Annotated in this window: 10 protein-coding genes; 7 read left to right on the plus strand and 3 right to left on the minus strand. The window is 68.3% G+C overall.

What is annotated here, in order from left to right; all coding sequences use genetic code 11:
• Positions 1-53: 53 nt before the first annotated feature.
• A complete protein-coding gene (locus AC3WRI_RS11015) occupies positions 54-1,769 on the minus strand; it encodes a long-chain fatty acid--CoA ligase (protein WP_010813703.1) in 1,716 nt (571 codons plus the stop codon).
• Between the two features lie 234 nt (positions 1,770-2,003).
• On the opposite strand from AC3WRI_RS11015, the gene trxA reads away from it, so the two are divergent.
• Together trxA and AC3WRI_RS11025 are read left to right on the plus strand one after the other, a co-directional pair.
• Positions 2,004-2,849, plus strand: coding sequence for a thioredoxin (gene trxA, locus AC3WRI_RS11020; protein WP_010813704.1), 846 nt, complete (start codon positions 2,004-2,006; stop codon positions 2,847-2,849).
• A 70-nt stretch (positions 2,850-2,919) separates the two neighbouring features.
• The gene (locus AC3WRI_RS11025) at positions 2,920-3,297 is read left to right on the plus strand and encodes a cupin domain-containing protein (RefSeq protein ID WP_011615838.1); all 378 of its coding nucleotides are present in this window, start codon (positions 2,920-2,922) and stop codon (positions 3,295-3,297) included.
• A 6-nt stretch (positions 3,298-3,303) separates the two neighbouring features.
• Here AC3WRI_RS11025 and AC3WRI_RS11030 read toward each other — a convergent pair whose 3' ends face one another.
• Positions 3,304-3,744, minus strand: a complete 441-nt coding sequence (locus AC3WRI_RS11030; protein ID WP_010813706.1) for a bacteriohemerythrin — start codon at positions 3,742-3,744, stop codon at positions 3,304-3,306.
• Positions 3,745-3,868: 124 nt separating this feature from the next.
• Between AC3WRI_RS11030 and AC3WRI_RS11035 the strand changes: the two genes are divergently transcribed.
• Positions 3,869-4,447, plus strand: coding sequence for a P-loop nucleotide/nucleoside kinase family protein (locus AC3WRI_RS11035; RefSeq protein WP_010813707.1), 579 nt, complete (start codon positions 3,869-3,871; stop codon positions 4,445-4,447).
• Between the two features lie 15 nt (positions 4,448-4,462).
• Here the strand turns inward: AC3WRI_RS11035 and tcdA are convergent, their stop codons facing one another.
• The gene (tcdA, locus tag AC3WRI_RS11040) at positions 4,463-5,332 is read right to left on the minus strand and encodes a tRNA cyclic N6-threonylcarbamoyladenosine(37) synthase TcdA (protein WP_081050145.1); all 870 of its coding nucleotides are present in this window, start codon (positions 5,330-5,332) and stop codon (positions 4,463-4,465) included.
• 211 nt (positions 5,333-5,543) lie between these two features.
• On the opposite strand from tcdA, the gene AC3WRI_RS11045 reads away from it, so the two are divergent.
• From AC3WRI_RS11045 to AC3WRI_RS11060, 4 genes are all read left to right on the plus strand, one after another.
• The gene (locus AC3WRI_RS11045; RefSeq protein ID WP_492293315.1) at positions 5,544-7,883 is read left to right on the plus strand and encodes an AsmA family protein; all 2,340 of its coding nucleotides are present in this window, start codon (positions 5,544-5,546) and stop codon (positions 7,881-7,883) included.
• Positions 7,884-8,192: 309 nt separating this feature from the next.
• Entirely contained in the window at positions 8,193-9,386 is a 1,194-nt protein-coding gene (locus AC3WRI_RS11050) for an MFS transporter (RefSeq protein WP_492293316.1), read from the plus strand.
• A 145-nt stretch (positions 9,387-9,531) separates the two neighbouring features.
• The gene (gene pdxH / locus AC3WRI_RS11055; RefSeq protein ID WP_010813711.1) at positions 9,532-10,170 is read left to right on the plus strand and encodes a pyridoxamine 5'-phosphate oxidase; all 639 of its coding nucleotides are present in this window, start codon (positions 9,532-9,534) and stop codon (positions 10,168-10,170) included.
• Between the two features lie 232 nt (positions 10,171-10,402).
• Complete coding sequence (locus tag AC3WRI_RS11060; protein ID WP_010813712.1) at positions 10,403-11,644, plus strand: SAM-dependent methyltransferase; 1,242 nt, start codon at positions 10,403-10,405, stop codon at positions 11,642-11,644.
• The last annotated feature ends 50 nt before the right edge of the window (positions 11,645-11,694 follow it).

An 11,694-nucleotide genomic window follows, 5' to 3' on the forward strand; every position in this document is an offset into this window, starting at 1 on the left:
AATAAAAAAAGCTGGTCGGTCGACCAGCCTTTTTCATTGGCTACCCGGCTGCCTCAGGCCGCGGGCCTCTCCTCTGCGCCGGTGTTGCGCGCATTCTCGCATTCCTGCAGATGGCGCCACATCACCTTGCCGGTGCCCGACTTCGGCAGCGCCTCAACGAACTCCACCACGCGCGGGTACTTGTAGGCGGCCATGTTCTCCTTGGCCCATTCGATGATCTGCTCCGGCGTGGTCTTGCCTTTGGCATGGGCGCGCAGCACCACCACCGCCTTGACGGTCTCGCCGCGGTACGGGTCGCGCGTGCCGATGATGCAGGCCTCCTGCACGTCCGGATGCTTGTACAGCAGGTTCTCCACCTCGGCCGGCCACACCTTGAAGCCCGACGCATTGATCATGCGCTTGAGGCGGTCGGTGATGAAGAAGTAGCCCTCTTCGTCCATGCGGCCCAGGTCGCCGGTGCGGAAGAAGGCCTTGCCCTCGAACTCGATAAAGGCGTCGCGGGTGGCGTCTTCCTTGCCCCAGTAGCCCTTGAACACCTGCGGGCCGCTGACGATGATCTCGCCGATCTCGTTGGGCGGCAGTTCCTTGAGCGTGACCGGGTCGACCACGCGCGCGTCGGTGTTGAAGGTCGGCACGCCCAGGCACTGCAGCTTGGGCCGGTCCGACGGGTTGCTGTGCGTCGGCGCCATGGTCTCGGACAGGCCGTAGCCTTCCAGGTAGTTCAGCCCGAACTGCTCGCGCAGGCGCTCGGCCACGGCCTGCGGCATGGCCGCGCCGCCGCCGCCGATATAGCGCAGGCTGGCCAGGTCGAACTGGGCCAGGTTGGGGCTGGCCAGGAAGTCGATCACCATGGTCGGGATATTGGTCCAGTGCGTGACCTGGTAGCGCGAGATCAGGCGGCCGGCCACCTCGCGGTCCCAGCGCGGCAGCATCACCACGGTGGCGCCGCTGTAGATCGGGCCGTTCATGCCGTACTGCATGCCGGTGACGTGGAACAGCGGCAGCACCGACAGGATCACCGATTCGGCGCCCGAGCCCGACCAGGTTGAGCCGCCGACGATGTTGTGCATCACCGAGCGGTGCGTATGGATGCAGCCCTTGGGGAAGCCGGTGGTGCCCGAAGTGTAGGGCATCACCGCCATGTCGTCCGGGCCGGCGGTGTGCGGGCCAGGCTGCAGGCCGGCACCCAGTGCCTCGGGCCACGCGGTGGCGCCCGCGGGCAGCGGATGCGGCGTGGTCAGCCAGGCCGGCGGCGCGTCTTCCGGATGTTCGTGCGTGGGCGGCAGCGCGTCGGCATACTGGGTCACCAGCATATGCTCCAGGCGCTCGGCCGGCGCCAGCTCCGCCTGCGCCTGCTCGACCCCGGCGGCCAGGTCGGCGGTGAAGATCGCCACGCGCGCCTGCGCGTCGGTCACGTAATGCTTGAATTCCTCGGCACGGTTCATCGGGTTGACCGGCACCACCACCGCGTCGGCGCGCAGGATGGCGTAGTAGCTGACGATGAACTGCGGGCAGTTCTGCATGTACAGCAGCACCCGGTCGCCCTTCTTCACGCCCGCCTTCTGCTGCAGCCAGCCGGCCAGGGCGGTGGCCTGCGCCTCCAGCTCACGGAAGGTGATGGCATTGCCGAAGTAGCGGATCGCGGCCTTGTCGGCATAGCGGAGCGCCGAGACTTCCAGGTTGGCCCAGAGCGAGGTCTCCGGCAGCACGATGGCGGTCGGCAGGCGCTTCGGCCAGAACTGGAAATGCGGGCGAGCTGGGGTCTGCATGCAAGGTCTCCTGTGCGGTCTCGCGGACCGGGGCTTTTGGTATGATCAAGGACTATAACCGAACGATCGTTCTATTTTCAACCGCAGACTTTCCCGAACCCTGCGGGCACGGTATTGGCACAGGGCGTTGCATTCGGCGCCTTCGCCCTCACAATAGGGGTATAGATTGCCTTGCCCCTTCGGGCGGCCCGCCCGGGCTGGCCGCTCCCGCCTCTCCCCGATCCAGGATTTCCCATGAGCGACGTGACCCTGCAGAATTTCGAAACCGAAGTGATCGAGGCCTCGCGCCAGGCGCCCGTGCTGGTCGACTTCTGGGCGCCGTGGTGCGGCCCCTGCCGCACGCTGGGCCCGATGCTGGAACGGCTGGAATCCGAGGCCGGCGGCCAGTGGAAGCTGGTCAAGGTCAATGTCGACGAGAACCAGGACCTGGCCGCGCACTTCGGCGTGCGCAGCATCCCGCATGTGGTGGCGATTGCCGACGGCCAGGCGGTGGACCAGTTCATCGGCGTGCTGCCCGAGTCCGGCCTGCGTGAATTCCTCGGGCGGCTGATGCCCAGGCCCGCGCAGACGGCCCTGCATGACGCGCTGCAACTGGCCGCCGAGGGCGACCGGGCCGGCGCCGAGGCGAAGTTCGACGAAGCCATTGCGCTCGACCCCGAGACCGACGCCGCCCGGCTGGCCTATATCGGTTTCCTGCTGGACGGCAATGCCATCGCCGAGGCCAGGTCGCAGTTCGAGGCCCTGTCGCCGCAGGCCGCGCAGCAGGACGCCCATGCCGCGCTGCGCATGCGCATGGATGCGATGGAGGGCCTGTCCGGCCTGCCGGACGAGCCCACCCTGAGCGCGCGCATTGCCGCCGACCCGCGCGACCTGGCGGCGCGGCGGGACCTGGCCAGGCTGCTGATCGCGCGCCAGCAGTACGAGCCGGCGCTGGAGCAGTTGCTGGAAATCGTGCGCACCGATCGCACTTTCGAGGACGATATCGGCCGCAAGACCATGCTGTCGGTGTTCGAGATGCTGGCCGACCGGCCCGACGTGGTGTCGCACTGGCGCCGCCAGCTGAGCACGGCGCTGAACTGAACGGCCGGGCCGCGGGCCCCGGCGCGGTAAACTGGCGGACTCAGTTCCGCCATTTTTCCTGCCATCCGCCATGCCAGCGCCCCGCCTGATCGACTTCAAGACTGAGCCCGCCCCCAGCCACGACCGCCCGCGCCCGGACCGGCTGGTGTCAGGCAACCCCGACCGCACCACCTGGACGCACTACAGCGCGCAGCACGGCGATTTCGACTGCGGTATCTGGGCATGCGAGCCCGGAGCCTGGCGCATCGCCTTTCCGGCCGGCAAGGAAGAGTTCTTCCATGTCATCAGCGGCCGCATCCGCATCAGCGACGATGCCGGCCAGGCCAGCGACTTCGGCCCCGGCGACGCCTGCGTGATCCCGGCCGGCTTTACCGGGCTGTTCGAGGTGCTGGCGCCGGTGCGCAAGTATTTCGTGGTGATCGACCGCGCCGCCGCCCACCCGGCCTGACTGCGCTCAGGCCGCCGTGACCGGGCCTTCGACCAGCGTGAAGCCGTGCTCGCGCATATGCTCCACCATCATCGCGTCCATCGACTTGACGTGATGGTCGAACCAGCCCGAGAGCTCGGCCACCAGGCGGCGGCCAAGCTGGAACTCGGCATCGGTGTGCACCTTGTCGCGCACCGCGGCGGCCACGGCCAGCACCTGCTGGTGCTCGCCCGCGTGGCAATGGCGCGGGCCGAAGCCCATCGCCTCCATCCACTGCTCTTCCTGTGCGAAATGATGGCGGGTATGGTCGATCCATTCGTCCATCGCCGCCAGGAAGCCGGCGTCGTCGGCGCCGGCCACCGCGGCCAGCAGCTGCACGAACTCGGCATGGGTGGCGTCGGTGACCGGTTCGCCCAGATGGAGGTGGTCCGGCAGGCCGGCGGAGGAAAGCTGGTCTTTGGCGTCCATGGATCGACGGCAATCGTGGGAGAAAACGGCAAGGATACCGAATCGGCGCGGCCCGGGCCTGATCTGGCGCAAGCCCAGGGGGTATGCTGTGGGCGATGCGCCCTGTCCGCTACACCAAACCCTCATGCCAAGACTGATCTTCTTCTGCGGCCATGCCGGCACCGGCAAGACCACCCTCGCCCACCGCCTGATCGGCCCGCTGATGCAGGCCACCGGCGAGCCCTTCTGCCTGCTCGACAAAGACACCCTGTACGGCCGCTACAGCGCCGCGGCCATGGCCGCGATCACCGGCGACCCCAATGACCGCGACAGCCCGGCCTACCTGAACAACCTGCGCGACCCGGAATACCAGGGCCTGCTCGACACCGCGCGCGAGAACCTGGCGCTGGGCATCAGCGTGATCGTGATCGGCCCGCTGTCGCGCGAGGTCAAGGCCCACCTGCTGCATGACCCCGGCTGGCTGCACGTGCCCGCCGGCACGACGGTGCGCACGGTCTGGGTCCATCTGCCTGAAGACGAGGCCCATGCGCGCATCATCCGGCGCGGCAATCCCAACGACGCCTACAAGCTGGGCCACTGGGAAGCCTACCGCACCCGGCGCTTCATGCCGGCGCCCGCGGATTATCCGGAGCTGATCTTCTTCGACAACCTTGCACCCGGCGACGCCGAGATCGACGGGCTGCTGCGCGCGCTGAGCGCCTGAGCGGCCCGGGCGGCTTCAGCCGCGCGCGATCGCGCCGATCACCGCCGACGCCGCGACAAAGCCGAACACCGCCGTCACCGCCACCGACGAGCCAAAGCCCGCGCAGGCCAGCCCCTGCGGGCCGCGCATGGCCGGCTGGCCCGGCTGCAGGTCCAGCGGCGGCGCCTCGTCGATCTCGCAGGCCTGCTGCTCGGGCTCGGGATATTGCAGCGGCTCGTCCGAATAGACCGCGGCGATGCCGAACTTCTTCTTCGGGTCGCGCGTAAAGCCCCATTGCTTGCGCAGGCCGGCGCGCACCTTGGACAGCAGCGGGTCCTGGATCGTACGCGCCAGGTCGTCGATGCGCACGCGCGTGGGGTCGAGCTGGCCGCCCGCGCCGCCGCAGGTGATCACCGGCACGCCCTGGCGCCGGGCCCAGCCGAGCATCCCAGTCTTGACGCGCACCGCGTCGATGGCGTCGATGACGTAGTCATAGCCGGCGCCGAGCAGCTCGGGCACATTGTCCGGCGTGACGAAATCATCGACCTGCGTTACCCGGCAGCGCGGGTTGATGGCCACGATGCGCTCGGCCATGGCCTCGACCTTGGCGCGCCCGTAGGCATCGCCCAGCGCATGGATCTGGCGGTTGGTGTTGGACAGCGCGATATGGTCCAGGTCGATCAGCGTGATGCGCCCGACCGCATTGCGCGCCAGTGCCTCGGCCGCCCAGCTGCCGACGCCGCCAATGCCGACCACGCACACGCTGGCCGCCTCCAGGCGGGCCAGGCCGGCGGCGCCGTAGAGCCTTGCCACGCCGCCGAAGCGGCGGTGGTAGTCATCCTCGGCCGGGCTTTCGTGGGTCAGCGGCTCGGGCAGGCCGGCCAGGTCGTGTGCGGCATCGTTCATGCTGGAGGTATCGGGTCGATGGAGTGCGGCAGGGTCGGCGCTTGGCTGCGCGGGGCAAGAATCCGGCATTTTCCGGCGGCGATGTCAGCCAATCCCCGACAAAGACAGGAAGCGCGCAACTATACAATAGACGTGCAGTGGTCCGTTCGCCGCCCCGCGCTGGCTTGGGCGGCCCCGGCCCTGCCCCCCGCCAGACAGGAGAGCCCGCCTCATGCCCGTGCGCCGCAAGGTTGTTCTGTGGAGTGTGCTGACACCCATCGCGCTGATCGCGCTGCTGGTGGTCGTGATCCTGACCTTCGACTGGAACCGCCTCAAGCCCTGGCTCAATGACCGCGTCACCGAGGCCATCGGCCGCCCCTTTGCCATCAACGGCGACCTGACCGTGACCTGGCGCCGCGGTGAGGGCGAGAAAGGCTGGCATACGCTGGTGCCGTGGCCGCGGCTGTCGGCGCGCGACATCACCATCGCCAATACCGACTGGGCCAAACAGCCCAACCTGGCAACCGTGCGCGAGCTGATCTTCGTGCTGCGTCCGATACCGCTGCTGGCGCACCAGATCGCGGTGCCGACCATTGTCGTCGACAGCCCGGCGGTGTGGCTGGAGCGCCTGCCGGACGCCCGCAACAACTGGACCCTCGAGTTCGGCCCCAAGAAGGGCCCGTCCGAATGGGAGCTGCATATCGGCGAGGTGGTGCTGGCGCGCGGCAACCTGGCGCTGGCCGACCAGCTCAAGAAGATCGAGCTGCAGGCAGAGCTCGACACCATCGGCGGCAGCCCGCTCTATGACAAGGCCCGCGACGGCGCGCTGGTCGCGCCCGAGGCCTCCGCGGTGCCGCCAGGGCCCCCGGCCAGTGCACCCGGCGCGGCCAGGGCAGCCTCCGCGCCAGCGGCTTCGGCGCCGGGCGTTTCCGCCCCGCCGGCCACGGCCAAGGGCCCCGACGACCGCTACGGCGTGCGCTGGAAAGCCACCGGCCGCTACAACGAGGCCACCATCAACGCCAGCGGCAAGGCCGGCACGGTGCTGAGCCTGCGCAACGCCGACGTGCCCTTCCCGATCCTGGCCGATGTGCGGGTTGGCACCACCCGCGCCGTGATCGAAGGCACCGTGACCAACCCGGCCCACCTGGCCGCGCTGGACGTGCACCTGACCCTGAGCGGCGACAGCATGGCCAGGCTCTATGCGCTGACCGGCGTGGTGCTGCCGTCCACGCCCCCGTACCAGACCCGCGGCCGGCTGATGGCGACGCTGCGCAAGCAGGGCTCGATCTACGAGTACCAGAAGTTCACCGGCCGCGTCGGCGGCAGCGACCTGTCCGGCACGCTGACCTTTACCAAGCGCGAGCCGCGCCCGCTGCTGGCCGGCAACCTGGTGTCCAACCAGCTGCGCTTTGTCGACCTGGCGCCGTTGATCGGCGCCGATGCCAAGCCCGGACGCCCCGCCAAGGACAGCCCGGTGGCCCAGCCGGCCGACAAGGCGCTGCCGGTGGCGCCATTCCGCACCGAGCGCTGGGACGAGATCGACGCCGACGTGCGCTTTGCCGGCAAGCGCATCATCCGCGATGCCGACCTGCCGATCACCGACCTGGTCACGCACCTGAAGCTGCAGGACGGCGTGCTGCTGCTGGACCCGCTGAATTTCGGCGTGGCCGGCGGCAACCTGGTGTCGACCATGCGCCTGGACGGCAAGCGCGAGCCGATGGGGGCCACGGTCGACATGACCGCGCGGCACATGAAGCTCAAGCAGCTGTTCCCCACCTTTGACCTGATGCGCACCAGCATCGGCGAACTCAACGGCAGCGCGAAGCTCTCGGCCACAGGCAATTCAGTGGCGGCACTGATGGCGTCTTCCAACGGCGAAGCCAAGCTGCTGGTCGAGAACGGCACGGTCAGCAAGTTCCTGCTTGAAGCGATGGGGCTGAACGTGGGCAGCGTGGTGATCCGCAAGCTGTTCGGCGACAGGCCGGTGCGGATCAATTGCGGCGTCAGCGACTTTGCCTTCACCGACGGCATCGCGCGGGCGCGCACCTTTGTGCTGGATACGGAAGATGCGGTGGTCGAAACCACCGGCGGCATCGACCTGCGCAATGAAAGGCTGGCGCTGACCATCCACCCGGACTCCAAGGGCCTGCGCGTGTTCTCGCTGCGCTCGCCACTGTACGTGGGCGGCACCATGAAGAAGCCGTCCGTCAGCCCCGATATCGGGGTGCTGGCGCTGCGCGCCGGCGGCGCGCTGTCGCTGGCGCTGCTGGCACCGGTGGCGACTGCGGTGCTGCCGCTGGTGGACCTGTCCCCGGACGGCGAAGACAACCTGTGCGCAACGCTGCTGGCCGACCTGCGCAAACGCCCGGTCGCGCCGCCGCCGGGCAAGACCTACAAGGATCCCAGGACCGGCAAGACCGCCGGCATGACCGCCGGCAGGCCGATCCCGAAGGAAACGCCGGGGACCGCCGCGCAGGCTGACGCCCAGACCCGCCAGCCGGCACGCGCCAGCGAGCGCGAGGAGCGCAAGCCGGCGCGCCCGGACAGCGATGCCCTGCACAAGGGCGGTTGAGGCGCGTGCGCAATCAGGTCGCGTCGCCTGGCGGCCGCATGTCCGCCATTGTCTGAAGCAAAATCACAACACTTGGCCCCGCTGCGACATCCTGCCGCACGCAGCCGTTGTGCCGCGCCCACGCCGGGCGCATAATTAAACGGCCATTTACAAGAAGTTTAAGCATGGCAAGCATCGGGTGCGGTGCGGGTTCGCCCGCTGCATCCTTCTGAAGGCGCGGCTGCGGCCGCCCTTTGTTTCCTCTTTATTTTCCCGCCTCGGCACGGCCGCCGGCCGCCACGAGCGCGGCCACCGCGAGCCCCCGTTCCCATGTCGCTGCCGCACGCCGCCGTCCCGCCGATCACCTGGCTGATCGCGCTGACGGTGTGCAACCACGTGGCCTTCAATGCCAGCCGCGTGGTGGTGTCGCTGTTCGCGATTTCCCTCAAAGCCTCCACCATCACACTCGGCGTGCTGATGTCGCTGTATGCGGTGCTGCCGATGCTGCTGGCAATCCGCGCCGGCAAGCGCATCGACGAGATCGGGCCGCGCAAGCCGATGACCGCGGGCTCGCTGATGGTGGTGGCGGGCACGCTGCTGCCGGCGCTCTGGCACGACCTCGGCGCGCTGTACCTGTCATGCGCGCTGATCGGCGTGGGCTTCATGCTGGTCCAGGTGGCGATGCAGCTGCTGATCGGCCAGGTCTCCACCAACGAGACCCGGCTGCGCAACTACACCTGGCATGCGCTGGGGCTGTCGGTGTCCGGCACGCTCGGGCCGGTGGCGATGGGCTACGTGATCGAGCATGCGGGCTTCCGTCCCGCCTTCATGGTGCTGGTGGCGGTGGCGCTGGTCGGCCAGGCCGGCCTGCAATGGCTGCGTCCGCGCCTGCCGGCGCAAGGCGGCAATGCCGGGCGCATCGCCATCGAGGACGGCAGCCGCCACTCCACGCTGGACCTGCTGCAGCATGCCGAGCTGCGCGCGGTCTTTATCGCCAGTGCGGTGCTGTCCGCCGCATGGGACCTGCACGCCTTCCTGATCCCGATCCAGGGCTCGCGCATCGGCCTGTCGCCGTCGTCGATCGGCTGGGTGCTGGGCGCTTTCGCGATTGCCACCTTTGCCATCCGCGTGGCCATGCCGGCGGTGTCGCGCCGGCTCTCGGAGTGGAAAATCATCCGCAGCGCGCTGCTGGTGGGAGCGCTGGCCTACCTGGCCTACCCCCTGGTCACGCAGTTCTGGCTGATGTGCGGGCTGGCCTTCGTGCTGGGCCTGGCGCTGGGCAGCGCCCAGCCCAATGTCATGAATATCCTGCACACGGCGTCGCCGCACGGCCGCGCCGGCGAGGCACTGGGCCTGCGCTCGGCGGTGCTCAATACCAGCCAGGTGGTGTGGCCGCTCACGTTTGGCGTGGTCGGCACGGCGCTGGGCATGCTGCCGATCTTCCTGTCGATGGCGGGCGCGATGGGCGCGGCCGGCTACTACTCGCGGCGCCAGGGGCGCAAGGTGCTGCCACCGCCGGTTTAGCCGCCGCGGCAGGTGGCGCTGCCGATACGTTTGTCGCCACGCAAATGCGATCCCCGATGCATTCGCTATACTCGAATCAGCCGGACCTGCGGCCCCCGCCCCCGGGCGCACCGCGCATCCCGACCGATATCCTGATGATTGCGACATGACTCAACTTGCCGACCTTCGCCGTAGCTATGTGCTGGGCTCTCTGTCCGAAACCGACGTAGCGCCCGACCCGATGAGCCAGTTCAAACGCTGGTTCGACGAGGCGGTCACGGCCAAGCTGCCCGAACCCAATGCCATGACCCTGGCCACGGTCGACGCCGACGGCCAGCCGTCCGCGCGCATCGTGCTGCTCAAGGGCATCGACGACCGCGGCTTCACCTTCTTCACCAACTATGAAAGCCGCAAGGGCCTGGACCTGGCGGCAAACCCGCGCGCGGCGCTGCTGTTCCACTGGGTGCAGCTGGAGCGCCAGGTACGCGTCGAAGGGCGCGTCGAGAAAGTCTCGGACGACGAGAGCGACGCCTATTTCGCCACGCGCCCGCTGGGCTCGCGCGTGGGCGCCTGGGCCTCTGCGCAAAGCCGCGAGGTGCCCGGCCGCGACGTGCTGGAGCAGCGCGAGCAGGAATACCGCAGCAAGTTCGGCGAAAACCCGCCGCGCCCGCCGCACTGGGGCGGCTACCGCCTGGTGCCGACCGCGCTGGAGTTCTGGCAGGGCCGCCCGTCGCGGCTGCACGACCGCATTGCCTTCCGCCTGCAACCCGGCGGCGACTGGCAGATCGTGCGGCTGTCGCCCTGAAACGGTTGGCACGCGCCTGAACATGCGCCAACTACGCCGAACGGGTCGGTAGTGGGGTCTTCTGGGCGGTGCGCTGCACAAGCTGCGGAATTGGACTAAAGTGAGACCGGCGTCGCTTGGTTACTCTTTTCTTGCAGCGCTCGATACGGATTGGGCAAGGTTCCAGCTCAGTACCAACCTTGCCTGATGCGTCGGCCGCAGCGTGTGCCGCAACCATCGGGAGGTAAAGCGCATGTTTTTCAAGCAAGCCCTGGAAAAGCAACTCGACAACTGGATCGCCGACCTGCGAGAGAATGCCAATCTGCCGGTCAGCTTGCGGCTGTGGAATGGCATCGAATACCCGCTCGGGCACTTCGACAAGCCGGCTGTCACGCTGACCGTACGCGAAGCCGCGGCCCTGCCGCTGCTGCTGACGCCGAGCCTGGACAACCTGGGCGAAGCGTATGTGCAGGAGAAAATCGACTTCGAGGGCAGGCTGACGGACATCATCAAGGTCGCCTACGGCTTCTCGGCCGCGGCCACGCACCGCGCCGGCGGCGCGCTGTTCAAGGCGGCGCAGCACTTCGCGCATACCAAGCAGGAAGACAAGAACTCGATCCAGTACCACTACGACGTCTCCAACGACTTCTACCAGCTCTGGCTCGATCCCAACATGGTCTACTCCTGCGCCTACTTCGAGCACGGCGACGAAGACCTGGCCACGGCGCAAATCAAGAAGATCGACCACATCCTGACCAAGATCCGGCTGCAGCCTGACCAGACGCTGCTGGACATCGGCTGCGGCTGGGGCGCGCTGGTGCTGCGCGCCGCGCAGAAGTTCGGTGCGCGCTGCGTGGGCATCACGCTGTCGCAAAACCAGTTCGACCTGGCCACCGAACGTGTCAGGGCCGCGGGCCTGTCCGACCGCATCGAGATCCGGCTGCAGGACTACCGCGACACCGCCGGCACCTTCGACCGCATCACCAGCGTCGGCATGTTCGAGCATGTGGGCAAGGACAACCTGCCCGGCTACTTCAGCCGCATCCGCGAACTGCTGGCCGACGACGGCTATGTGATGAACCACGGCATCACCTCGCCCGACCCCGACAACGGCGCGACGCCGATGGACGGCGCCGAGTTCATGGACCGCTATGTGTTCCCGCAGGGCGAGCTGCCGCATATCGGGCTGGTGCTGCGCACGCTGCAGCAAGGCGGCCTGGAAGCCTTCGACGTCGAACTGCTGCGCCGCCACTACGCGCAGACGCTGCACTACTGGGCCGACAACTTCGAGGCCCGCGGCGACACCATCCGCAGCCTGGTCGGCGAGAAGAAATACCGCATCTGGCGGGTCTACCTGGCCGGCTGCGCACATGCCTTCGAGACCGAGAAGATGTCGATCTACCAGGTGCTCTGCCACAAGGCCGGGCTGCCGGCCGATACCCTGCCGTGGTCGCGCCGCTATATCTACGACCAACCCATTGGCCGCAACGACTGAAGGCAACGCCGGCGATTGACTGAAGACCTCTTTGGCGGGCTGCTCCAGCC

The sequence above is a fragment of the Cupriavidus sp. FW305-27 genome (assembly GCF_058787995.1).

What these genes read in the sequence shown, in the direction of transcription:
- AC3WRI_RS11045 (WP_492293315.1), top strand. Translation starts at nt 5,544, where the DNA reads ATGCCCGTGCGCCGCAAGGTTGTTCTGTGGAGTGTGCTGACACCCATC.
- AC3WRI_RS11035 (WP_010813707.1), top strand. Translation starts at nt 3,869, where the DNA reads ATGCCAAGACTGATCTTCTTCTGCGGCCATGCCGGCACCGGCAAGACC.
- AC3WRI_RS11050 (WP_492293316.1), top strand. Translation starts at nt 8,193, where the DNA reads ATGTCGCTGCCGCACGCCGCCGTCCCGCCGATCACCTGGCTGATCGCG.
- tcdA (WP_081050145.1), bottom strand. Translation starts at nt 5,332, where the DNA reads ATGAACGATGCCGCACACGACCTGGCCGGCCTGCCCGAGCCGCTGACC.
- AC3WRI_RS11025 (WP_011615838.1), top strand. Translation starts at nt 2,920, where the DNA reads ATGCCAGCGCCCCGCCTGATCGACTTCAAGACTGAGCCCGCCCCCAGC.
- trxA (WP_010813704.1), top strand. Translation starts at nt 2,004, where the DNA reads ATGAGCGACGTGACCCTGCAGAATTTCGAAACCGAAGTGATCGAGGCC.
- AC3WRI_RS11030 (WP_010813706.1), bottom strand. Translation starts at nt 3,744, where the DNA reads ATGGACGCCAAAGACCAGCTTTCCTCCGCCGGCCTGCCGGACCACCTC.
- AC3WRI_RS11060 (WP_010813712.1), top strand. Translation starts at nt 10,403, where the DNA reads ATGTTTTTCAAGCAAGCCCTGGAAAAGCAACTCGACAACTGGATCGCC.
- AC3WRI_RS11015 (WP_010813703.1), bottom strand. Translation starts at nt 1,769, where the DNA reads ATGCAGACCCCAGCTCGCCCGCATTTCCAGTTCTGGCCGAAGCGCCTG.
- pdxH (WP_010813711.1), top strand. Translation starts at nt 9,532, where the DNA reads ATGACTCAACTTGCCGACCTTCGCCGTAGCTATGTGCTGGGCTCTCTG.